Origin of the sequence: Enterobacter sp. RIT418 (genome assembly GCF_003057745.1) — a bacterium.
Lineage (GTDB): Bacteria > Pseudomonadota > Gammaproteobacteria > Enterobacterales > Enterobacteriaceae > Enterobacter.
The window spans coordinates 25,869-48,080 of the sequence record NZ_QBJD02000014.1 but is presented as its reverse complement, the minus strand read 5'-3'; the positions used below and the strand labels follow the sequence as shown (position 1 = coordinate 48,080).

19 protein-coding genes are annotated in these 22,212 nt (G+C 58.6%); 5 read left to right on the top strand and 14 right to left on the bottom strand.

What is annotated here, in order from left to right; genetic code table 11:
• Positions 1–28: 28 nt before the first annotated feature.
• The 5 genes from DBY73_RS16255 to pgi form a co-directional block, all read right to left on the bottom strand.
• A complete protein-coding gene (locus DBY73_RS16255; RefSeq protein WP_112012106.1) occupies positions 29–2,125 on the bottom strand; it encodes a YjbH domain-containing protein in 2,097 nt (698 codons plus the stop codon).
• Positions 2,125–2,862: a capsule biosynthesis GfcC family protein gene (locus DBY73_RS16250; protein ID WP_112012105.1), complete on the bottom strand. Its 738-nt coding sequence runs from the start codon at positions 2,860–2,862 to the stop codon at positions 2,125–2,127. Before DBY73_RS16250 ends, DBY73_RS16255 begins: the two co-directional genes overlap by 1 nt.
• Positions 2,859–3,497, bottom strand: a complete 639-nt coding sequence (locus DBY73_RS16245) for a YjbF family lipoprotein (protein ID WP_112012104.1) — start codon at positions 3,495–3,497, stop codon at positions 2,859–2,861. The genes DBY73_RS16250 and DBY73_RS16245 overlap by 4 nt, the downstream gene beginning before the upstream one ends.
• 63 nt (positions 3,498–3,560) lie before the next feature.
• Positions 3,561–3,803: an exopolysaccharide production protein YjbE gene (gene yjbE / locus DBY73_RS16240; RefSeq protein ID WP_112012103.1), complete on the bottom strand. Its 243-nt coding sequence runs from the start codon at positions 3,801–3,803 to the stop codon at positions 3,561–3,563.
• Positions 3,804–4,169: 366 nt separating this feature from the next.
• Positions 4,170–5,819, bottom strand: coding sequence for a glucose-6-phosphate isomerase (gene pgi, locus DBY73_RS16235; RefSeq protein WP_112012102.1), 1,650 nt, complete (start codon positions 5,817–5,819; stop codon positions 4,170–4,172).
• A gap of 374 nt (positions 5,820–6,193) precedes the next feature.
• Between pgi and lysC the strand changes: the two genes are divergently transcribed.
• The 3 genes from lysC (at position 6,194) to DBY73_RS16220 (ending at position 8,904) form a co-directional block, all read left to right on the top strand.
• Complete coding sequence (lysC, locus tag DBY73_RS16230; RefSeq protein WP_112012101.1) at positions 6,194–7,543, top strand: lysine-sensitive aspartokinase 3; 1,350 nt, start codon at positions 6,194–6,196, stop codon at positions 7,541–7,543.
• A 93-nt stretch (positions 7,544–7,636) separates the two neighbouring features.
• Positions 7,637–8,581 carry a ketopantoate/pantoate/pantothenate transporter PanS gene (gene panS / locus DBY73_RS16225; RefSeq protein ID WP_112012100.1) on the top strand — a complete coding sequence of 315 codons (945 nt, stop codon included), beginning with the start codon at positions 7,637–7,639 and terminating at the stop codon, positions 8,579–8,581.
• Positions 8,582–8,631: 50 nt separating this feature from the next.
• Entirely contained in the window at positions 8,632–8,904 is a 273-nt protein-coding gene (locus tag DBY73_RS16220) for a DUF3811 domain-containing protein (protein WP_112012099.1), read from the top strand.
• On the opposite strand, the gene rluF is transcribed toward DBY73_RS16220, so the two are convergent.
• The 5 genes from rluF to metH all read right to left on the bottom strand — a co-directional run bounded on the left by rluF (position 8,905) and on the right by metH (position 15,970).
• Complete coding sequence (rluF, locus tag DBY73_RS16215; protein ID WP_112012098.1) at positions 8,905–9,780, bottom strand: 23S rRNA pseudouridine(2604) synthase RluF; 876 nt, start codon at positions 9,778–9,780, stop codon at positions 8,905–8,907.
• A 54-nt stretch (positions 9,781–9,834) separates the two neighbouring features.
• Entirely contained in the window at positions 9,835–10,152 is a 318-nt protein-coding gene (locus DBY73_RS16210) for a CcdB family protein (RefSeq protein ID WP_112012097.1), read from the bottom strand.
• Positions 10,152–10,445, bottom strand: coding sequence for a type II toxin-antitoxin system CcdA family antitoxin (locus DBY73_RS16205; protein WP_112012096.1), 294 nt, complete (start codon positions 10,443–10,445; stop codon positions 10,152–10,154). The genes DBY73_RS16210 and DBY73_RS16205 overlap by 1 nt, the downstream gene beginning before the upstream one ends.
• Before the next feature lie 95 nt (positions 10,446–10,540).
• The gene (locus DBY73_RS16200) at positions 10,541–12,172 is read right to left on the bottom strand and encodes a Na/Pi cotransporter family protein (protein WP_112012095.1); all 1,632 of its coding nucleotides are present in this window, start codon (positions 12,170–12,172) and stop codon (positions 10,541–10,543) included.
• A gap of 114 nt (positions 12,173–12,286) precedes the next feature.
• The gene (metH, locus tag DBY73_RS16195; RefSeq protein WP_112012094.1) at positions 12,287–15,970 is read right to left on the bottom strand and encodes a methionine synthase; all 3,684 of its coding nucleotides are present in this window, start codon (positions 15,968–15,970) and stop codon (positions 12,287–12,289) included.
• A gap of 192 nt (positions 15,971–16,162) precedes the next feature.
• On the opposite strand from metH, the gene iclR reads away from it, so the two are divergent.
• Positions 16,163–16,990, top strand: a complete 828-nt coding sequence (gene iclR / locus DBY73_RS16190; RefSeq protein ID WP_112012195.1) for a glyoxylate bypass operon transcriptional repressor IclR — start codon at positions 16,163–16,165, stop codon at positions 16,988–16,990.
• A 63-nt stretch (positions 16,991–17,053) separates the two neighbouring features.
• Here iclR and tssD read toward each other — a convergent pair whose 3' ends face one another.
• The 4 genes from tssD to DBY73_RS16165 form a co-directional block, all read right to left on the bottom strand.
• Positions 17,054–17,533, bottom strand: a complete 480-nt coding sequence (tssD, locus tag DBY73_RS16185; protein WP_112012093.1) for a type VI secretion system tube protein TssD — start codon at positions 17,531–17,533, stop codon at positions 17,054–17,056.
• Positions 17,534–17,797: 264 nt separating this feature from the next.
• Positions 17,798–18,505: a hypothetical protein gene (locus tag DBY73_RS16175; protein ID WP_112012091.1), complete on the bottom strand. Its 708-nt coding sequence runs from the start codon at positions 18,503–18,505 to the stop codon at positions 17,798–17,800.
• Positions 18,506–18,830: 325 nt separating this feature from the next.
• Positions 18,831–21,017, bottom strand: a complete 2,187-nt coding sequence (gene zntA, locus DBY73_RS16170; protein WP_112012090.1) for a Zn(II)/Cd(II)/Pb(II) translocating P-type ATPase ZntA — start codon at positions 21,015–21,017, stop codon at positions 18,831–18,833.
• A 77-nt stretch (positions 21,018–21,094) separates the two neighbouring features.
• Entirely contained in the window at positions 21,095–21,721 is a 627-nt protein-coding gene (locus DBY73_RS16165; RefSeq protein WP_112012089.1) for a lysoplasmalogenase, read from the bottom strand.
• 129 nt (positions 21,722–21,850) lie between these two features.
• Between DBY73_RS16165 and DBY73_RS16160 the strand changes: the two genes are divergently transcribed.
• A complete protein-coding gene (locus DBY73_RS16160; RefSeq protein ID WP_112012088.1) occupies positions 21,851–22,210 on the top strand; it encodes a DUF2500 domain-containing protein in 360 nt (119 codons plus the stop codon).
• The last annotated feature ends 2 nt before the right edge of the window (positions 22,211–22,212 follow it).

Here is a 22,212-nt window from a genome sequence, read left to right as displayed (position 1 = left end):
CTTTGGGGAGAGGGTTAGGGTGAGGGCATCAGCGGAAATTAACGTTTTTATCGCTGGTCATGTCATACAGCTGGAACTTACGCCCAAGCTGCTGGCCGCCGTCGCGGGTCAGCGGCGTCCAGCCCACGGCCGCGCGGCTGCGGGTTGGGCCTGACGAGAAGAGATCCAGCGGAATCGAGACATACACTCCTTTGGTGAAATCCCCTTCCCCGTATTCGTCCGGCGACACGTTGGTGATGGTGGCATAACCGCCCACGACCACGCCGCTGTCGAAGTGTTTCGAGATGTCCAGCGTGCCGCCCTTATCGCCCGCCAGATACTGCCCTACGCTGGCTTTGACCAGCACGTCCTGCGCAAACGACGGCGTCCAGTAGGCGGTCAAATGCCCGGTTTTCACGCTGTAGTCGGTGAACTTCATCATGTCCTGCGCGCTGCGCCAGTCGCGCTGCTTCACGTAGTTGGCGTCAATGCCGAACGCCCAGTTGCTGTCGACGGGGCGATAAAGCACTTCCGCCCCCGCGCCGCCGAACATGGTTTCCAGATAGCCGCCGTAGACCTGACCGTAGAAGCCGTTGCCGAAGTACTGGAAGTAGTTGGCCTGCAGGTTGTTAACATAGACATCGTTCTGCACGTATTCACGCACGCGGGTCCGCACGCGCGGCAGTTTTGAATCGTTCGGCGGGTTGGTGTAGTTGAACTTGTCGTAGTTGTTGGCGATGTTGCCGAACAGGCTGCCGGTGGTCAGCAGGTGGTCGGTGACCCACAGATCCGCCGTCGCCATCGCGCCCAGCTGATACATGTAGAAGTTTTCCGGGCCGCCAACGGACTGGTTCAGCACCGGATCGAGATGGAAATCGAAGCGGGATTTATCGATGTACCAGCCCTGCTCGGTAGTTTCAGGCACCATCGGCTCAACGCGCTTCTGAACCAGCTCGGTTTCGTGCCCCAGCGGCTCGCCCTCAAGGTGGCGCTTCAGGCTGGCAACGTCCGTTTCGGTCGTCACCTGCGGCAGGTTGAGGCGGTTTTCCGTCACGCGGATCGTGCGGATCCCCTCAGGCAGATCGTTCATCACGATCCGGTTGGCGCGTTCGATCCCTTCGCGCGAGTCGCGGTATTTCACCTGCTCGCCGGTGACGTACAGCGTATCGCCTTTGGTCTGGATCTTCGGATCCGCCAGGCCCGCGTTGTATTTCAGCAGCGTCAGCTGGTTCGCCACCACGGAGTGCTGAATGATCGCATCCTGCGGCTCCGGCTGGTATTTCGGCCGCGCGTTGTCGTTGTAGTGCGGGCGCATGTCGTTGAAGTTGGTGCGCAGCGTAAAGCCAAACATCAGGGTATTGCCGCGCTCGTAGCTGAGGTTAACGTCGGCCCAGTCGGCGACGCGGTAAATGGCGCCGACGTTAAACTTGCTCTTCTGCTCAATCTTCCCGGCGAACTCCTGGCTGTAATCGTTCCCTTCATACTCCAGCTTCAGGCGCAGCGGCTGCCAAGGCGTTTGATACTCGACGCCGCCGAACAGCGAAGTCGGACCGTGGAACATCTGGTCGCCGTTAATCGAACCGGCTTTCTTATAGCTGTTATCGCGGTAGCAATATTTGTCGCTGTAGGAACAGAACGGGTTTTTTACGTTGCCGCTGGTGCCGAGATAGCCCCAGCCCAGCCCGAGCGAGAAATCAAACGGCCCCCATGCCTTGCTGGCGACAACGTATTCCGCATCAAACAGGCCGGTCCCGCCGATATCCTTCGCGCCGACGGAGACCTGCGGCATCCAGTAGCTCTCTTCCCACAGGCGCAGCTTCAGGTCAAAGGCTTTATCCTTGTAGGTCTGATCGCCGGAAAATGACTCCACGCTGCTGTACTGCTTTGTGCGCACGTCGGTGTAGCGCAGGGTGGTTTCGAGCCACGGGAACAGCTGTACGGAGGCGGAATAGTAGCGGTACTGATCGTTGTCGCGGTAGTTAAGGCTCAGCTCGCCCTCGCGGGCCATGCGTGCGGTGGGCGTTTGCAGCAGGCCCACGCCGCCGAAGTCAGACTGCGAGGGCCCAATGGGCGCCGGAAAGGTTTCGGCATGGCAGGCCGCGCTTACGCACAGCGCCAGCATGCTGTAGAAGTAGGTTTTTTTCATTAATCCGGTATCCGCTGCGTCAGGGAGCGAAGGATATCGGCGTTAATGCCGTCATAGGCCTTCGTCCAGAAGTGGTCGGCAAAACCGACAAAAATGATGCTGCCGGGCATGGGCTCAACGTGGCGCTTATTCCAGTAGGCTACCGGTACTTTTTGTGTGCGCCCGTCGGGGTAGATCACCCACGCGTAGCTGTTATCCGCGCCGCTGAGCAGGCTTTGCTCGTCAAGGTAGTTCGCCACGTCGCGCCCCGGCGTGAAGGGCTTGTTGCCGGGGCTGCTTATCAGCCCCATCACGGTCACGGTGGAGGGCTTCGCCGGAAGCCAGAGCGTGTATTCGCCCTCAAGCGCCGGATTGCCGATCTCCGCCACGCGCACCTCGTCCGGGTCAAGGTTCACCTTTTGCCGCCCGGTGACCTTCACCGCCGCAAGCTGCTGGCGCAGGGCGTTAATGGCCGCCGCGTCGTCGCCGTCTTCCTGCCCGGCGAGCCCCGTCAGCCTGGCCAGCAGGGCGTTATGCTGCTGTTCTGCCGCTACGCTCGCCTGCCGCTCGGCGATCACCGCGCCCGGCCACCAGCTGTTGGCAAGCCGCGGCTGGCCGACGAGATCGAGCAAGTGCCCGGCATTGGTTAAGGTTTTCGGTTTTTCACCGTCCGGCGTGTAGACCTTTACCGTTCCCGCCGACCACGCCAGCGGCGCGGCAAGGCTCGCGATGAGCGCCGCAGAGATGAGCTTTTTCATGATTTCGCCGCCTTGATCAGGGTGGTTTTCACCGGGAAGAAATCGGCGCCGAGATACTGCAAGGACTGGCGGATTTGCCCTTCATCATCCACCCAGAAGCGGTTGTGCCACGTCGCCTGGTCGGTCGTGACCTCTTCATCCAGCACGCGGACCCGGGTTTCGTCGCTGCCGACCTTTACGCTGTCCGTGCCGTCCCAGCGGAAGACCGAGCGGGCCGTGGCGTAACGCACCTGCTTGTGCTCGGTCCAGCCCATCGTGCGCGTCCAGCCCGCGCCGTCGGTAATCTGATTTGGCTTGATAAGCGGATCGGCCGCGAGGTTGTTCACCTCCAGCAGGTTGTCACCGCCCAGCAGCGTTTTCACGATGCGCCCATGCTGCGTCACGAGGGTAGCCTGATCCTGCGTCACCCATTTCTGCTGCCCGTTTTCATCGAAAGCGAGCACCACAAACAGCTGCGGCCCGTTGTTAAGCTGCATGTACTGGCTGGCATAAGGCATGTTTTGCAGTTCGTCATCGGTCAGATGCACGCCGGGCGTGCCAAACAGGCTTTCCCACAGGGAATGTCCCAGCCCTTTAGTGGTGGCCGAGCACGCCTGCAGCAGCAGGCAAATCAGAATGATTGCAGGTCGCTTCACGACTCTTCTCCGAAGGGGCGAAATAACCACACCGAAGTGTGGTTATGATTAAAACACCCGGTATTACTGGGTGCTGGTCGTCGTGGTGGTCGTGGTTCCGGTATTGGAGCCATCACCGCCACCGGTTGCCGCCAGCGCGACACCCACGGCTGAACTTACGGTGCTGGTGCTGGCTGCGGTAGAACTCCCCGCAGATGCAGACGTCGCTGCCGAACCTGCCGCTTCCCCGACCTGAACCGGAGCCGCATAGGCAGATGTCGCCGCAAGCGCAGATATGGCAAAAATGCCATACAGTACTTTCTTCATAACAATTTCCCTTCAATGAATGAATGGAGATTTACCTGAAAAGAAATTCAGGCGGAATCGAGTATACACAACTAAAGCGGTGGGATTGCCGTATGGGGAAATAGAGAAAGGGTTTTCAGACTATTAGAAAATCAAGAGAGATAACATGAAAAGATATAATATTAAAAACATTAAAATCAATAAGTTAAAATTTATACTGTATTAACGAAGCCTCCGTATATTCCTAAAGTAAACCGTAGCGACTATCGGGTTAACATCCTTTTTCAGATAAAACTCAGAGCTGAAATTTGAGATGAATAACAGACATGCGGAATTATCCGATAAAAAAATGCCGGCATATTGCCGGCATTATTCATGGCATATTAATTATGCGCGCCAGGCTTTATAACGGTTAATCAAACCATTTGTTGAGCTGTCGTGGCTATCAATTGCTTTATCGTCACCCAGCTCCGGCAGAATGCGGTTCGCCAGCTGTTTGCCCAGCTCTACGCCCCACTGGTCAAAGGTGAAGATGTTCAGGATCGCGCCCTGGGTGAAGATTTTGTGTTCGTACAGGGCAATCAGCGCGCCGAGGCTGAACGGCGTGATTTCGCGCAGCAGGATAGAGTTGGTCGGGCGGTTGCCTTCGAACACTTTGAACGGCACAACGTGGTCCAGCGTGGCCGGATCTTTACCCTGGTCACGGTATTCCTGCTCAACAACCTCGCGAGACTTACCGAACGCCAGCGCTTCGGTCTGCGCGAAGAAGTTAGACAGCAGCTTCTGGTGGTGGTCGGAGAGCGCGTTATGCGTAATGGCCGGAGCGATGAAATCACACGGTACCATTTTGGTGCCCTGGTGGATCAGCTGATAGAACGCGTGCTGGCCGTTGGTGCCTGGCTCACCCCAGATGATTGGGCCGGTCTGGTAATCCACCGCGTTGCCGTTACGGTCAACGTATTTACCGTTGGATTCCATGTTGCCCTGCTGGAAGTAGGCCGCAAAGCGGTGCATGTACTGGTCGTACGGCAGAATTGCTTCGGTTTCAGCGCCGAAGAAGTTGTTGTACCAGATGCCAATCAGCGCCAGCAGCACCGGCAGGTTTTTCTCAGGCGCGGTGGTGGAGAAGTGTTTGTCCATCGCGTGCGCGCCGGAGAGCAGCTCAACGAAGTTGTCGAAGCCCACGGACAGAATGATGGACAGGCCAATCGCCGACCACAGAGAGTAGCGACCGCCAACCCAGTCCCAGAACTCGAACATGTTTGCGGTGTCGATACCGAACTCGCCCACCGCTTTACCGTTGGTGGACAGCGCCGCGAAGTGTTTCGCCACGTGCTTGTTGTCGCCGGCGGTTTTCAGGAACCAGTCGCGCGCGCTGTGGGCGTTGGTCATGGTTTCCTGCGTGGTGAAGGTTTTAGACGCCACCAGGAACAGGGTGGTTTCCGGGTTGACCTTTTTCAGCACTTCGGCAATGTGGGTACCGTCAACGTTAGACACGAAGTGCATGTTGAGGTGGTTTTTGTACGGGCGCAGCGCCTCGGTCACCATGAACGGGCCCAGGTCAGAGCCGCCGATGCCGATGTTCACCACGTCAGTGATCGCCTTGCCGGTATAGCCTTTCCAGCTTCCGGAGATGATCGCTTCAGAGAAGGTTTTCATCTTTTCCAGCACCGCGTTCACTTCCGGCATCACGTCCTTGCCGTCAACGATGATTGGCGTATTGCTACGGTTACGCAACGCAACGTGCAGCACGGCGCGGTCTTCAGTGCGGTTGATCTTCTCACCGGAGAACATGGATTTAATGGCGCCTGCCAGGTCGGTTTCTTTCGCCAGATCCTGCAGTTTTGCCAGCGTCTCTTCGGTGATGCGGTTTTTAGAGAAATCCACCAGCATCAGGTCGTCGAAGGTCGCGGAGAATTTGCTGAAACGATCGCCATCTTTCGCGAACAGCTCCGCGATGGTGACGTCTTTCATTTCATCAAAATGTTTCTGTAGTGCCTGCCAGGCAGCGGTCTGCGTTGGGTTGATGTTTTTCATTAGCAATACTCTTCTGATTTGAGAATTGTGACTGCGGTCGATTGTAGCGCCTGCAAATAAAAATTGTGATGGTTTTTATGCCATTGGCCTGGTCTGCATCAAACGCAGGTGAAAAGACCCGAAAAGTATAGCTGCTGGACCGGCGCTCTGCGGCGGGGAAATGTGCCCCCTTTCGCGGTAAAACGAAGCATAAAATATGGCCCTGTTATAAGTCCTGTTTCTCAGGGGTACCCCCCCATGAAAAATCCGCATAATCCCAGCGTTGACAGGACACCCCCTACATCTTATTTATAGGGCCGTATTTGCGGCTGCACCTGTTATCGTTTCAATCTTGTGCCACGGTCGCTTTATTCTTTTCCTGACACGAGGTTGTTATGACGAGTTTTGTGGTCGCTAAATTTGGCGGCACCAGCGTGGCGGATTACGACGCCATGAACCGCAGCGCCGATGTGGTGCTGGCCGATCCGAATACTCGCCTGGTGGTGCTTTCTGCCTCCGCTGGCGTGACGAACCTGCTGGTTTCACTGTCTGAAGGACTGGAAGCGACCGAACGTTTCGTCAAGCTGGACGCGCTGCGCAAAATTCAGTTCGATATTCTCGAGCGCCTGCAAAACCCAAACGTTATTCGCGAAGAAATTGAACGCCTGCTGGAAAATATCACCACCCTGGCGGAAGCGGCGTCGCTGGCGACCTCAACCGCCCTGACGGACGAGCTGGTCAGCCACGGCGAGCTGATGTCGACCCTGCTGTTCGTTGAGATCCTGCGCGAGCGCAACGTTCAGTCCCAGTGGTTTGACGTGCGTAAAATCATGCGCACCAGCGACCGCTTTGGCCGCGCCGAGCCGGACGTTGAAGCACTGGCCGAACTGACCGGCCAGCAGCTGGCGCCGCGCCTGGAAGAAGGCATTGTGATTACCCAGGGCTTTATCGGCAGCGAAGCCAAAGGCCGCACCACCACGCTGGGCCGCGGCGGCAGTGATTACACCGCCGCGCTGCTGGGCGAAGCCCTGCACGCGACGCGCGTGGATATCTGGACCGACGTGCCCGGCATTTACACTACCGACCCGCGCATAGTCTCTGCCGCAAAGCGTATTGACGTGATCGCCTTTGAAGAGGCCGCCGAAATGGCGACCTTCGGCGCGAAGGTGCTTCATCCGGCCACGCTGCTGCCCGCCGTGCGCAGCGACATTCCCGTCTTCGTTGGCTCGAGCAAAGATCCCAAAGCGGGCGGTACGCTGGTCTGTAAGAAAACCGACAGCCCGCCGCTGTTCCGCGCCCTGGCGCTGCGCCGCAAGCAGACGCTGGTCACGCTGCACAGCCACAATATGCTGCACTCCCGCGGCTTTCTGGCAGAAGTGTTCGGCATTCTGGCACGCCACAATATCTCCGTGGACCTGATTACCACGTCGGAAGTGAGCATTGCCCTGACGCTGGATACCACCGGCTCCACCTCTACCGGTGACACCCTGCTGACGCAGTCGCTGCTGATTGAGCTGTCCGAACTGTGCCGCGTGGAGGTGGAAGAGGATCTGGCGCTGGTTGCCATTATCGGTAACAAGCTGTCCCGCGCCTGCGGCGTGGGCAAAGAGGTGTTCGGCGTGCTCGACCCGTTCAGCATCCGCATGATTTGCTACGGCGCATCCAGCTACAACCTATGCTTCCTGGTCCCTGCCGATCAGGCGGAGCAGGTCGTGCAGAAACTTCATCAGAATTTGTTTGAATAAAATTCGTTAGCGCGTTAAACAATATCGATAAGCCGGGCGCAGACCCGGCTTTTTCATAACTAAACAACACGACAATACTGCAAGGAATACATTATGTTATCCGCCATTACCCGGCTGTTCCCGCTGTGGGCGCTGCTGCTCTCGGTACTCGCCTATTACACGCCAACCACCTTCACGGGGATTGGCCCGTGGGTCACCACGCTGCTGATGCTGATTATGCTCGGCATGGGCGTGCACCTGAAAATCGATGATTTCAAACGCGTGCTTTCCCGCCCAGCGCCGGTTGCCGCAGGCATTTTCCTGCACTACCTGGTGATGCCGCTCGCCGCGTGGCTGCTGGCAATGGCCTTTAAGATGCCGCCAGATCTGTCCGCCGGGATGGTGCTGGTGGGGAGCGTCGCCAGCGGTACGGCGTCTAACGTGATGATTTACCTGGCGAAAGGAGACGTTGCCCTGTCGGTCACCATCTCTTCCGTTTCCACGCTGGTGGGCGTGGTTGCCACCCCGCTGCTGACGCGCCTTTACGTCGATGCGCATATTCAGGTGGACGTCATGGGAATGCTGCTGAGCATCCTGCAAATCGTGGTGATCCCGATTGCGCTGGGGCTGGTGATCCACCACCTTTTCCCGCGCGTGGTGAAAGCGGTTGAGCCTTACCTGCCGGCATTTTCGATGGTCTGCATTCTGGCCATTATCAGCGCCGTGGTCGCGGGCTCGGCGTCGCACATCGCGTCCGTAGGCGTTGTGGTGATTATCGCGGTGGTGCTGCATAACACCATCGGCCTGCTCGGCGGCTACTGGGGCGGGAAGCTGTTTGGCTTTGATGAGTCCACCTGCCGCACGCTGGCGATCGAGGTGGGCATGCAGAACTCCGGCCTGGCGGCAGCGCTCGGTAAAATCTACTTCTCACCGCTGGCCGCGCTGCCGGGGGCGCTGTTCTCCGTCTGGCATAACCTGTCCGGCTCGCTGCTGGCGGGCTACTGGTCCGGCAAGCCGATTGATGAACAACCTAAAAAAGATGCGGTTAAACAGGGTTAATTCGCGGCAGTTGCTTTACACTGAAGCCTCCCCCACAGGAGGCTTCAGCAATGGCGACACCACGATTGACCCAGAAAGACATGACGGAAGCCGAGCAGCGTGAACTTAAAACGCTCCTCGACCGCGCGCGTATCGCACACGGCCGCACGCTGACGAACGCCGAAACCAATCAGGTCAAAAAAGAGTATATCGACAAGCTGATGGCGCAGCGCGAAGCGGAAGCAAAGAAAGCCCGCAAGCTGAAGAAAGATCAGGCTTATAAACCGGATGCAGAGGCGACCTTTTCCTGGTCGGCAAATACCTCTACCCGTGGAAGGCGCTAATCAGCGCCCTTTCTTTTTGCGACCCGGCTGGGCAAAGCGCTTGCCGTTATTCGCGGGCTTACCGCGATTTTTATCTTCAGCCTGCGGCCCCTTCACCACCGGGCGCTTAATTCCCTGGGCTTTCGGCCTGGCCTTGGCTTTAGGCTTCGCTTCGGAGGATGAATTCTCGATAAGCTTAAACAGCTCAATCAGCTCATCGTCCGTTAAGTCACGCCACTCGCCCAGCGGAATGCCGGACAGGCTGACGTTCATGATGCGCGTGCGCTCAAGCTTTGTGACCTCATAGCCAAAGTGTTCGCACATGCGGCGGATCTGACGGTTTAAGCCCTGCACCAGGGTAATGCGAAACGCAAACGGCGCCTCTTTCTTTACCTTGCACTTTTTCGTCACGGTGCCCAGAATCGGCACGCCCGCGCCCATTCCGCGAATAAATTCGTCCGTCACCGGCTTGTTCACCGTCACGATATACTCTTTTTCGTGGTCGTTACCGGCGCGCAGGATCTTGTTCACCAGATCGCCGTGGTTGGTGAGAAAAATCAGCCCCTGCGAGTCTTTATCCAGACGACCAATCGGGAAGATGCGGCTGCTGTGGTTGACGAAATCCACGATGTTGTCGCGCTCGCCGTCTTCGGTGGTGCTGACGATGCCAACCGGCTTGTTCAACGCGATAAATACAAGGTCTTCCGCGTCACGCGGCTCAATGAGCTGACCGTTGACTTTGACCACGTCGCCAGGCACAACCTGGTCGCCAATCGTGGCGCGTTTGCCGTTAAGAAACACGTTACCCTGTTCAATGTAACGGTCAGCCTCGCGACGTGAGCAGATCCCGCTCTCGCTAATGTATTTGTTTAATCGGGTTGATTGAGTTGGCAGCATAGTTTCTCCTGTGAAGGGCGAAATATACCTCACCTTGCGACTGACAAAAAAGTCTTAGTAACCGTTGATCAGAAAATCGAGTGCATCCCGCAACGACGCGCTGTTATCAGTGAGATCGGCCACACGTTCGCCTAGCTCTTTTGAAGGGATGCCTGTCAGCATGTGCATCATGACCACGCAGGGCTGACCGGCTATCTCAACCACGGGGCACACTTTTGCAGGCGGCTGGATGCCTCCCAGGAGGCTAAGTTCAACAGCGGGAGCGACGAGAACATGCTTCATCACATTGGCCACGGAATGCTGCATGTTGATTAACCATGGATAGGCTTTTTTTCCATTACCTTCATTGGCATAAGCAAAAAATTGCTCCATCAGAACGACCTCTGAAAATCACTAAAAGAGCCGTTTTCATCAACCCACTGGTTAATGGCCTCGATAGACGCTTTATTCTCTTCTAACCACTCTGCGCGCTGATGGGCGCGAAACTGCTCCTGCAGCGCAGCCGTCAGTACAGCGGAGAGATTAAGCTTAAGCCGTCGCGCCTCCTCAAGAATCTCCGGCGCTAACGACACATTGACCGATTTTTTAATGCCATGAGCAGTGCGCATGATAACCCCCATTGGAATGCGCATGAATTGGCGAAGTGTAGCGTAATAAACGAGCATTTTCTATTCCCTTAAAAATGTAAGGTCTCAAGCGTAAATGGCTCGGTATGCGCTGTCACGCCCCGCAATACGGTTTTGCGAGGCGCTTTCAGAGATTAATAATCATCCCGGTCGTCATCTTCGTCCGGTTGCTCCATCACGCTGTAGGCCACCGCGCAGAACAGGGAGTTCAGGCGCTTCATGTCCCCCAGCAGCCCCAGGTGCAGGGAGCTGGTCTCGATGCTTTGCACGTTCTGCTGGTGTAAGCGCTCAACGTGGGCGTGCGAGTAGCGGCGGTTGAGAATGCGGAAGCGGTGCTTATTGCGGCGCAGGCGGCGGGCGCTCGGCACGTCGCTGGAGAAGAAGACCGACATCGCCAGCTTCAGGTTACTTACCAGCTGTTCATGCAGCGCTTCCAGCTCCTTCAGGCCTTCTCCAGAAAACGCGCGGCGGGCGGCCAGGGATTTGTCCGCGATCTCGCTGCCCATGCGCTCGACGATATCCGAGGCCTGCTCCAGGTTAAGCGACATCTCGATGATTTCCGCCCAGCGGCGAGACTCTTCCTCCGCCAGCTCGTCCTGCGGGATGCGGGCCAGATAGAGCTTGATGGCGGTATAGAGCACGTTGATGTCGTCCGCCAGCCTGCGCAGCTCTTTCTCTTCGCGCGGCTCGCCGTGCATCACCTTTTGCAGCCCCTCAAGCATGGTCTCCATCGCGTCGCCCATGCGCAGGGTTTCGCGGGCGGCGTTGGCAATCGCCAGCGCGGGGGTGTCCAGCACGGAGGTATCCAGATGCTTCGGCTTCAGGCGCGCGTCCAGCTCCGGCTCGTCGCGGATGAGGCGCTCGCAGAAGCGGGCCATCGGCGCGGCAAAAGGCACCATCGCCAGGCAGCGCACGAGGTTGTAGAAGACGTGGAAGTAGATCACCAGCTCCGCCTTTGGCAGCGGCAGGTTGTCCATCAGGTTCGCCAGCGGGTGGACGAACGGCAGAATAATCAGGCTGCCCACCAGCTTAAACAGCAGACTGCCCAGCGCCACGCGGCGGGCAGCAGCGTTGGCCGCGCTGTTGTTGAGCATCGCCAGCAGGCCAGAGCCGAGGTTGGCGCCGATGACCAGACACAGGGCAACCGGGAACGAGATGGCTCCTGCCGCGGTCAGCGTCGCCGTCAGCAGAACGGCCGCCAGGCTGGAGTAGCTGACGATGGCAAACACCGCGCCGATCAGCGCGTCCAGCATGATATCGCCGGTCAGCGAGGAGAAAATAACCTGCACGCCGTTGGCCTGGGTGATGGGCGTCACCGCCTGCACGATCAGCTCCAGCGCCAGCAGGATCAGCCCGAGGCCGATCCCCACGCGCCCCAGCTGTCCGGCGCGGCTTTGCTTACGTCCGAGGAAGAAGATGACGCCGATAAAAATCAGTAGCGGCGATAGCCAGGAGAGATCGAACGTCAGGACGCGCGCCATCAGCGCGGTCCCCACGTCCGCCCCCAGCACGATCACCAGCGCCGGGGCCAGCGCCACAAGATCCTGCGCGACGAATGAGGTCACCAGCATGGTGGTGGCGTTGCTGCTTTGGACCAGCGCCGTCACGCCAATCCCCGCGCAGAAGGCGAGCGGTTTTTTCTCAACGCTGCGGCTCAGAACGGTGCGTAACCGCGCGCCAAACACGCGCATCACGCCGGTACGGACAATATGCGTGCCCCAAACCAGCAGCGCCACGGCAGAAAGCAGATGTAGCAGAGTCAGCACGGAAGGGTTTTCTCCTTATCGTTATGTTTTTCCATACTCCAGTATAAGGCTTTGAACGTAAGAAAGAGACAGGGCGCCCGATGAGCGCCCTGTTTGTTGTAAGGAAAGGTGACGTCAGTCCGCGTCGTAGCCCAGATTAGGGGCTAACCAACGCTCCACTTCTGAGACGCTCATTCCCTTGCGCAGCGCGTAATCCTCGATCTGATCGCGCTGAAGCTGCGCCACCGCGAAGTATTTGCTGTCGGGATGGCTGAAGTACCAGCCGGAAACCGATGCGCCCGGCCACATGGCGAACGACTCGGTGAGCTTCATACCCGTATGCGCTTCCACGTCCAGCAGCTGCCAGATGGTGCCTTTTTCGGTGTGCTCCGGGCAGGCCGGATAGCCCGGCGCCGGGCGAATGCCCTGGTAGTTTTCGCGGATCAGATCTTCATTGCTGAGGTTCTCATTCGCCGCGTAGCCCCAGTGCACCTTGCGCACGCGTTCGTGGAGATATTCCGCGAACGCTTCCGCCAGGCGGTCGGCAATCGCTTTCACCATGATTTTGTTGTAATCGTCGTGCTGCGCGTCGAACGCATCGGCCAGCGCATCTTCTTCCAGACCGCCGGTGACGGCAAACGCGCCGATGTAGTCGGCCTTACCGGAGAGCTTCGGCGCAACAAAATCGGCCAGGCAGTAGTTGGCGAAGCCCACCTTCTCGGTTTGCTGGCGCAGATGGCGGCTGACGGCCAGCACGTGCGTGCGGGTTTCATCGCGGTAGATTTCCACGTCGTCACCCACGCGGTTCGCCGGGAACAGGCCCACCACGCCGCGCGGGTTGAGCGTTTTCTCCGCGCTCAGTCTGTCGAGCATATCGTTCGCGTCTTTGAACAGGCGCTTCGCCTCTTCCCCCACCACCTCATCTTCGAGGATGCGCGGATATTTGCCCGCCAGCGACCAGGTCATAAAGAACGGCGTCCAGTCGATGTAGTTACGCAGCGTTTCGATGCTGGCGCTCACCTCCTGCACGCCCAACCGGTGCGCCACCGGCGGCGTATAGGCCGCCCAGTCGAACGCCAGATCGTTGTCGCGCGCGGCCTGAAGTGAGACAGGCGGCGTGCGCGGTTTCTTACGCCCGTGCTGGATGCGCACGGTTTCGTACTCTTTGCGGGTGCGGGCCACGAACTCGTCGCGCTGGGTGTCGGACAGCAGCGCGGACACCACGCCCACGGTGCGCGAGGCGTTCTGCACGTACACCGTCGGGCCGCTGTAATTCTGCTCGATTTTCACCGCCGTATGCGCTTTCGAGGTGGTCGCCCCGCCGATCAGCAGCGGAATGGTAAAGCCCTGGCGCTCCATCTCTTTCGCCACGTTAACCATCTCGTCCAGCGACGGCGTAATCAGTCCGGAGAGGCCAATCAGGTCCGCGTTCACTTCGCGCGCGGTCTTGAGGATTTTGTCCGCCGGAACCATTACGCCGAGGTCGATAATCTCGTAGTTATTGCACTGCAGCACCACGCCGACGATGTTCTTGCCGATGTCGTGTACGTCGCCCTTCACGGTGGCGATCACCATCTTGCCGTTGCTGGAGCCCTTCTCTTTGCTGGCTTCGATGTAAGGTTCCAGGTACGCCACGGCCTGCTTCATCACGCGGGCGGATTTGACCACCTGCGGCAGGAACATTTTGCCCTCGCCAAACAGATCGCCCACCACGTTCATGCCGTCCATTAGCGGGCCTTCGATGACCTCAATCGGGCGCGCGGCCTGCTGCCGGGCCTCTTCCGTATCAATCTCGATAAACTCGGTGATGCCTTTGACCAGCGAATATTCCAGGCGTTTTTTCACGTCCCAGGCGCGCCACTCGGCCTGCTGCACGCTGGCCGCCTCGTCGGATTTACTGCCGCGGTATTTCTCGGCCAGATCCAGCATGCGCTCGGTGGCGTCGTCGCGACGGTTAAGGATCACGTCCTCTACCGCGTCGCGTAGCTCGGCGGGCAGATCGTCATAGATCGCCAGCTGCCCCGCGTTGACGATCCCCATGTCCATGCCGTTGCGGATGGCATAGTAGAGGAACACCGCGTGGATCGCCTCGCGCACCGGATCGTTACCGCGGAATGAGAACGAGACGTTGGATACGCCGCCGGAGATCAGCGCGTGCGGCAGCTCGCGCTTGATGTCTTCACACGCGCCGATAAAGTCCTGCGCGTAGTTGTTGTGTTCTTCAATGCCGGTCGCCACGGCGAAGATGTTCGGGTCGAAGATAATATCTTCCGGCGGGAAGCCCACCTCTTCGGTCAGGATCTTGTACGCGCGGCGGCAGATCTCAATTTTGCGCTCGCGGGTGTCGGCCTGTCCCACTTCGTCAAAGGCCATCACGACGACGGCGGCGCCAAAACGGCGCACCTGTTTCGCATGATGGATAAAGGCGTCAACGCCCTCCTTCATCGAAATGGAGTTAACGATGCCTTTGCCCTGAATGCACTTCAGCCCTTTTTCAATGACGTCCCATTTTGAAGAGTCGATCATGATCGGCACGCGGGCAATGTCCGGCTCGCCGGCGATCAGGTTGAGGAAACGCACCATCGCCGCCTCGGCGTCGAGCATCCCCTCGTCCATGTTGATATCGATAATCTGCGCGCCGCTTTCCACCTGCTGGCGGGCAACGTCCAGCGCTTCGCTGTATTTCTCTTCTTTGATCAGGCGCTTAAACTTCGCCGAACCGGTCACGTTGGTCCGTTCGCCCACGTTCACAAACAGGCTGTCATCGCCGATGGTTAACGGCTCAAGGCCGGAGAGACGGCAGGCAACGGGGATCTCGGGCAGCCTGCGCGGCGGCAGGCCCGCAACCGCATTGCTCATCGCCGCAATGTGCTCCGGCGTGGTGCCGCAGCAGCCGCCGACAATATTGAGGAAGCCAGACTCGGCCCACTCGCGGATCTGCGCCGCCATGGTGTCGGCGTCAAGATCGTATTCACCGAAAGCGTTCGGCAGACCGGCGTTTGGGTGGGCGGTAACGTAACATTCCGCAATGCGGGACAGCTCCTGCACGTACTGACGCAGCTCGTCCGGCCCCAGCGCGCAGTTCAGCCCGAAGGAGAGCGCCTCGGCGTGGCGCAGGGAGTTGTAGAATGCTTCCGTCGTCTGGCCGGAGAGCGTGCGCCCGGAGGCATCGGTGATGGTGCCGGAAATCATGATCGGCAGATCGACGCCCAGCGATTCAAATTCTTCTTTTACCGCGTAGATGGCGGCTTTGGCGTTCAGGGTATCGAAGACCGTTTCAATCAGGATCAGGTCAGAACCGCCTTCCACCAGCGCCCTGGTCGATTCGCGGTAGGCGGTAACCAGCTGATCGAAGGTGATATTACGGAACGCCGGATCGTTAACGTCCGGTGAAATTGACGCGGTGCGGTTGGTGGGGCCAAGCACCCCGGCAACGTAGCGCGGCTTATTCGGCGTGCGGGCCGTCCATTCATCTGCGCAGGCGCGCGCGAGCCTCGCGGCTTCATAGTTAATTTCCGCCGACAGGGATTCCATCTGGTAATCCGCCATGGCGATAGTTGTCGAGTTGAAGGTATTGGTTTCAACAATGTCCGCACCGGCTTCGAAGTAGGCGTTGTGGATATCTTTAATAACGGACGGCTTGCTGAGCACCAGCAGGTCGTTGTTGCCCTTCAGGTCGCACGGCCAGTCGGCGAAACGCTCGCCGCGGAAATCCTCTTCACTCAGGCGATAGCCCTGGATCATGGTGCCCATGCCGCCGTCCAGCACCAGAATTCGTTCATTTAACTGCGCACGCAGCTGCTCTACTTTGTTGCTCACACTTGCTCCCGACAACGCTCGACAAGGCCAAAAGGCTGCGTTCCATACTGGCATAATCTGGCAGGGGGGAAAAGTCACGCGGCGGTAACATGAGACATGTTCACCATCACTCCTCCGATCAGTCAGGATGCGGTTGCAAATTCGCCAAATAAAACGAAAATAATTTCCACGATACAGAAAAAGGAGTTCGTCATGGTTGCTACCGTTCCCGCAAAACGCGGCAGAAAGCCTGCTGCTACCCCCGCTGCGCCGCAGGGCGGACAGGTTCAATCGCTGACGCGCGGCCTGAAGCTGCTGGAATGGATTGCCGAATCCCACAGCAGCGTGGCGCTGACCGAGCTGGCGCAGCAGGCGGGCCTGCCGAACTCCACCACGCACCGCCTGCTGACCACCATGCAGCAGCTGGGCTTTGTGCGCCAGGTAGGCGAACTGGGCCACTGGGCGATAGGGGCGCATGCGTTTGTCGTCGGCAGCAGCTTCCTCCAGACCCGCAACCTGCTGGCCATCGTTCACCCCATTCTGCGCAAGCTGATGGAAGAATCCGGCGAGACGGTGAACCTGGCGGTGCTTGACCAGAGCGATCACCAGGCGATCATCATCGATCAGGTGCAGTGTACGCAGCTGATGCGCATGTCCGCGCCGATTGGCGGCAAGCTGCCGATGCACGCCTCCGGGGCGGGCAAGGCGTTTCTGTCACAGCTGAGCGAAGAGCAGGTAACCGGCTTGCTGCACCGCAAAGGGCTGCACGCCTACACCCACGCCACGCTGGTGTCGCCCGTGCATTTGAAAGAAGATCTCGCCCTGACCCGCAAGCGCGGCTATTCGTTTGATGATGAAGAGCATGCTTTGGGGCTGCGCTGCCTTGCCGCCTGCATTTTTGACGAGCATCGCGAACCCTTTGCCGCCATCTCCATTTCCGGCCCGATCTCCCGCATGACCGACGACCGCGTGACCGAGCTGGGCGCGCTGGTGATTAAGGCCGCGAAAGAGGTCACGCTGGCATACGGCGGGATTCGCTAAAGGCCCGGCGTAAGAAACCGCCTGCGGGGGCGGTTTCTTGACCTTCCACAATCACCTTCGCGTTCAGGCACGACAATGTTCGTTCCATGAGTCGCGATACATAACATTGCCTTCCGTGTACTTCCATGTGATGGCCTCGTAGCACAATTCGAGCGTTTCGAGGTGGGTGCTGCTCATAACGTTAGGGGTCAGGAATGGCGCAACCGTGGTGAACTTTACGTTCTCCAGAATGATGTTGAAATACTCGGCCTCAATGCCTGAATCCAGAATTCGGTACATCTTAATAGTTGCTTTCTTCATGGTTCGGCCTTCACAGACGGCGCGATACAAAAGAGGTGTTGTCTGGTCGAACTCTTTTACAATCGTAATGGGGCGGTGAACGCGCGTACCGGTGAGCTTACCCCAGTTTGGATCTACCGGGATGGTAACTCCATGTGAGAATGACTTCAGTTCGATAGAGCCCAGCCGCAGCGGCATCAGGCATGCGCCGACAATCGGTGAGCCGTTCTCATCTTCAAGCCATAAATGCGCGGGTGTAGACATAATGAATATCCTTATTAATAAGCACCAAAATAATGAAGTGCTTTGTGGTTCACCCTTTCAGATAGCCCCTCATTGCCGTGTCTCAATGCCAGATCCTGTAAGCCAGTCCTAGCGTTGCTAAATAAAACAACAGAATGAAGCCCTGACTAACTGCTGGAAAATAAACGTCGAGTATGTAGCCGAAGATGAATGTGAGAATGATGGGTAGGTAGGTCCAGAAGAAAATCTGGGACTGATGTTTGAGCCAGCGTTTAAAAAAGCCCATTACTGTTTCCCCATTAATCTTATAATCTTGTCGGCAACGCCAGGAACGTTATGGCTATCCGTCCATTGCTGAGAGAGCACGCCAGCTCGCATAAAGATGGGCTCCACAAGAAAGTACATCATCTCTATCTCGCGAAAATAGAGCATCTGGTAATAGGCGGGATGCTGAATCTGCAGGCGTCTCGCGCTTTCCGCCGCATGCTGCACGATCCCATAGACGCCAAGACTTCCCGCAACCGCACTTGTTAAACCTGCTGCGGCTTTCAGGCCTGAGAGGGGAAGAGTGATATGAAGGCTGATAGCAGCCGCGACGCCGGTTGCAAAAGCATAGGACGTAAGCGAACTAGTAGAGATATACACGTTTACGTGCATTAAAATTCTTTGAATCTCTGCAAGCTGGTCGGGAGAGAAATCCTTAACCATCTCCTCGACGTACGCGCTGATCATCTCGCTGACAATATTCCTGCGGGTAACGAGATGGACGATTCCCTTTCGAAAACGTGAGTCTTCGAGATGCTGTTTGGTGCAGACGTCGTAATACTCATCCGTCAGGCAAGATGTGTAGTTAAGCAGGCGTTGTGCTCCGGCACCGATATTGCTCACATGCTGCTTTACCTCTTCGCCAACAGCCCGCACCGCACGGTCTAGCTTCATGGCCAATACTTTTTGGCTTTGTAGCTGGCGAATGACCTCTTCTGAGTGATACATCCTTAACTCCCGGCGCTTTCGCGGGATGGCTGGAGGCCAGGCGCATGCTGAAGATTTTCTGTCGTTGAAGAGCGTTTGCATGCTGCACTCAACCGCAGCACTAAAACCGTCATAAACCCCATTCTTTATCCTTTGAGAAATTGCGGCAATGAGGCCAAGCCTATTCCCCAACACCCAAAGAATGTCCAGAGCCGATCACGATTCCGCCTTGCATCATTCATTTTCAGAGGATGACCAGGCGTTTTTTAATCAAAATTAAGCCGTTAGCGCAGAAGCCTAATATGCCGGGCGGCATCCATTGCTGACCCGGCACACGTTAACGATTTTACGCCTTGCGCCGCAGCAGCCGCAGCGCGTTTGCCGTGACCAGCACCGTCGCCCCGGTGTCCGCCAGCACCGCCAGCCATAGGCCCGTCATGCCGAGCAGGGTGGTGACGAGAAATATCCCCTTCAGCCCCAGCGCAATCGAGATGTTTTGCCGGATGTTGGCGCGCGTCGCGCGGGCCAGGCCGATCGTTTGCGCCAGGCCGGTCAGCCGGTTGTGGGTCAACGCCGCGTCCGCGGTTTCGAGCGCCACGTCGGTGCCGCTGCCCATCGCAATGCCGATGGTCGAAGCCTTCATTGCCGGCGCATCGTTGATGCCGTCTCCCACCATCGCCAGCGGCGCCTGGCCGTTGAGCTCGGTGACGGCGGTGACTTTATCCGCCGGCAGCAGGCCCGCCTTATAATCCAGCCCAAGCTCGCCGGCAATCGCGGCGGCCGCGCGCGGATTATCGCCGGTCAGGATCACGCCCTGCACGTTGAGCTGGCGCAGCGCGGCAATCGCCTCCTTGGCGTCATCGCGCAGGGTATCGCGCAGCGCGAGCACGCCTTTTAGCGCGCCGTCCTCAACGACAACCACCACCGTTTGCCCTCCCTGCTCCAGAGACGCAACGCGATCCCGCAGCTCCGGCGCCGGGAACTTATCCGCCGCGACGATCAGCACCTTTTTACCCGCAACCTCCGCTTCAATTCCTGAGCCCACCAGCGCGCGCTGCGCCGTGGCGGCCGGTATCGTCAGCCCGCGAGACTGGGCTTCGCGCACGATGGCCTGCGCCAGCGGATGCGTTGAGCCTTGCTCCACGGCGGCGGCAACGGCGAGCAGTTCATCTTCATGGCTATCCTGCGGATAAATACCGGTAACCTGCGGCCTGCCGACGGTCAGCGTGCCGGTTTTGTCGAATGCGATATGCTGAATCCGGCTGAGCTGCTCCAGCGCGGCACCGCCCTTGATCAGCGCCCCGCGACGCGCCGCGGCCGCCAGGCCCGAGGTGATCGCCGCCGGGGTGGAAATCACCAGCGCGCACGGACAGCCAATCAGCAGCAGCGTCAGGCCTTTATAAACCCAGCCTTCCCAAGGCGCGGCGAAGAACAGCGGCGGGACGACGGCCACCAGCAGCGCAATCAGCATAATGACGGGAGTGTAGATCCGGCTAAAGCGATCGATAAACCGCTCAACCGGCGCGCGGCGCTCCTCGGCCTCTTCAATCAGCTTCAGGATGCGGTCGATGGCGCTGTCGCCCGGTTCGGAAAGCACGGTCAGCTGCACCAGGCGATCGACGCTTGTCGCCCCCGCCGGAACCTTTTCGCCCGCCGCGCGCTCTACCGGAATAGATTCCCCGGTAAGGGCGCTTTCATCAAAGCTGGCGGTGGCGGTGAGCAGCGTGCCGTCAGCAGGCAGGCGCCCGCCCGCGGCGACCTCAATCACGTCGCCGGGGCGCAGCGTGGTGATGGCGACGGTTTCACGCGCGTCGTTAACGACCCGCGTGGCGGTCTCAGGCTTTAGCGCCATCAGGGCGCTTACCCCTTTACGCGCCCGGCTTGCCGCCCAGCCCTCAAGGCGTTCGCCAATCAGGAACAGCAGCAGCACCATCGCCGCTTCGGCGGTCGCGCCAATGAACAGCGCGCCGATCGCGGCCACGCTCATCAGCGTTTCGATGGCGAACCAGCTGCCGCTTTTTATCAGCCGCAGCGCCTGGCGGGCTATCGGGAACAGCCCGACAAGCGTGGTGGCAACGAAGGCCAAGTTGCCGAGCGGGTGATTAACCTGTTCCAGGCCCCAGCTTATGGCCATCATGACGATGAGCGTTATCAGCGGCAGGTTTTCCCGCAGCGGGGAGGTTTTCTCAGCGGGCGCGGATTCGCTGCGCAGGGAATATCCGGCCTTGCCGACGGCGGCTTCAACCTGCCTGCTTACGTCGTTTTCAGCGCTGACCAGCAGCTTTTCGGTCGCGAACAGCACCTGCACATGGCTCACGCCCGGCACCTGCCTGACCGCATTTTCAACCTTGCGGGCGCAGGCGGCGCAGTCCATGCCGTTCACCACCCAGCTGTAGCGGTTTCCGCTTTCGGGCATAGGCTCAGCCTGGGTTTCGCAAGCGTCACCGGCGCAGCATGGCGCTTTCAAAGGCGCCGGGCTGAGCTTAAGCGCAGAGAATTGTGGGACTTTTTTAGAAGATTCAGGAGCAGACATAGCAGCCTCCGGCTAATGATAATTTTCTCATTAACCGGAGTATGCACTCTGGAGTCGACTCCAGAGTCAAGGGTTATTTAGATATAGAGCGAACGCACAATCAGGAAGTGCCCAGCGAAGTAACACGCGGCGGCTATCGCGTTATCCGCGCGGAAGCGGCGGCGATAGTGGCTGCCCAGCCAGACGATATTGCCGATTAACAGAAGCGCGGCGCCAAAGAAGGCGGACATCGCCTGCGAGGTCGGGCGGAAGAACCACAGCTCGCCCGCCAGCCACACCATCACCAGCGTCATGGCGATAAAGGTAGACACCGGCCAGCGCATCTCCTCCAGGCGCGTCCAGATGACGGCGAGCAGCAGCGCACCGATGACCAGCAGCACCAGCGGGAGCGGCCAGAAGATTGAGAGCGTCATCTGGCTGGCGAAGTAGAGGGTATACAGCAGGTGCGACAGGAAGAACGCCCCGATGGCGTACAGCAGGCGCTGTCGCGGCAGCAGCGTCAGGGCATCACCAATCAGCGAGGCGCAGAGCCCGGCGAGCACCAGATAGCTGACGGCGTTAAACATCGGCGCTTGCCAGGCAAGCAGCAGCAGGAGCAACAGCGTGACGGGCTTAAACAGCCAGCGCTGCCAGGCAGGGCCACGATAAGACGCATCGACGTAAAGCCATGCGGAAAAACAGACAGCGATAAATGACCAAAGCATATTAACTCCCTGTATCTGTTACGGCTGAATAATCAGTTTCACACCCAGTGTAGTGACGCAGCACGGCGTTTGGCAATGCCGGGGAAGCCGGGGTATCCTTAAATCCGCAAAATCTGATGGGATACCTCAATGAGCAAGATGCCGCTTTTTTTCGTGGTGGTGGTGGCGATTATCGTCATTGCCGCATCGTTTCGCTTCGTCCAGCAGCGCCGCGAGAAGGCCGAAAACGACGCCGCGCCGCTGCTGCAAAAGCGGGTGGTGGTAAGCAATAAGCGCGAAAAGCCGATCAACGAGCGCCGCTCGCGCCAGCAGCAGGTGACGCCTGCGGGCACGGCGATGCGCTATGAAGCCAGCTTCAGGCCGCAAAACGGCGGCCTTGAGATGACGTTTCGCCTGGACGCGCAGCAGTATCACCAGCTGACCGTCGGTGACGCGGGCCTGCTGAGCTATAAGGGAACGCGGTTTGAAGGGTTCAGGGCCGAACCCTAAAC

Coding starts and splice junctions, on each gene's coding strand:
- DBY73_RS16255 (WP_112012106.1), bottom strand. CDS start 2,125: ATGAAAAAAACCTACTTCTACAGCATGCTGGCGCTGTGCGTAAGCGCG.
- DBY73_RS16250 (WP_112012105.1), bottom strand. CDS start 2,862: ATGAAAAAGCTCATCTCTGCGGCGCTCATCGCGAGCCTTGCCGCGCCG.
- yjbE (WP_112012103.1), bottom strand. CDS start 3,803: ATGAAGAAAGTACTGTATGGCATTTTTGCCATATCTGCGCTTGCGGCG.
- pgi (WP_112012102.1), bottom strand. CDS start 5,819: ATGAAAAACATCAACCCAACGCAGACCGCTGCCTGGCAGGCACTACAG.
- lysC (WP_112012101.1), top strand. CDS start 6,194: ATGACGAGTTTTGTGGTCGCTAAATTTGGCGGCACCAGCGTGGCGGAT.
- panS (WP_112012100.1), top strand. CDS start 7,637: ATGTTATCCGCCATTACCCGGCTGTTCCCGCTGTGGGCGCTGCTGCTC.
- DBY73_RS16220 (WP_112012099.1), top strand. CDS start 8,632: ATGGCGACACCACGATTGACCCAGAAAGACATGACGGAAGCCGAGCAG.
- rluF (WP_112012098.1), bottom strand. CDS start 9,780: ATGCTGCCAACTCAATCAACCCGATTAAACAAATACATTAGCGAGAGC.
- DBY73_RS16210 (WP_112012097.1), bottom strand. CDS start 10,152: ATGGAGCAATTTTTTGCTTATGCCAATGAAGGTAATGGAAAAAAAGCC.
- DBY73_RS16205 (WP_112012096.1), bottom strand. CDS start 10,445: ATGCTCGTTTATTACGCTACACTTCGCCAATTCATGCGCATTCCAATG.
- iclR (WP_112012195.1), top strand. CDS start 16,163: ATGGTTGCTACCGTTCCCGCAAAACGCGGCAGAAAGCCTGCTGCTACC.
- tssD (WP_112012093.1), bottom strand. CDS start 17,533: ATGTCTACACCCGCGCATTTATGGCTTGAAGATGAGAACGGCTCACCG.
- DBY73_RS16175 (WP_112012091.1), bottom strand. CDS start 18,505: ATGTATCACTCAGAAGAGGTCATTCGCCAGCTACAAAGCCAAAAAGTA.
- zntA (WP_112012090.1), bottom strand. CDS start 21,017: ATGTCTGCTCCTGAATCTTCTAAAAAAGTCCCACAATTCTCTGCGCTT.
- DBY73_RS16165 (WP_112012089.1), bottom strand. CDS start 21,721: ATGCTTTGGTCATTTATCGCTGTCTGTTTTTCCGCATGGCTTTACGTC.
- DBY73_RS16160 (WP_112012088.1), top strand. CDS start 21,851: ATGAGCAAGATGCCGCTTTTTTTCGTGGTGGTGGTGGCGATTATCGTC.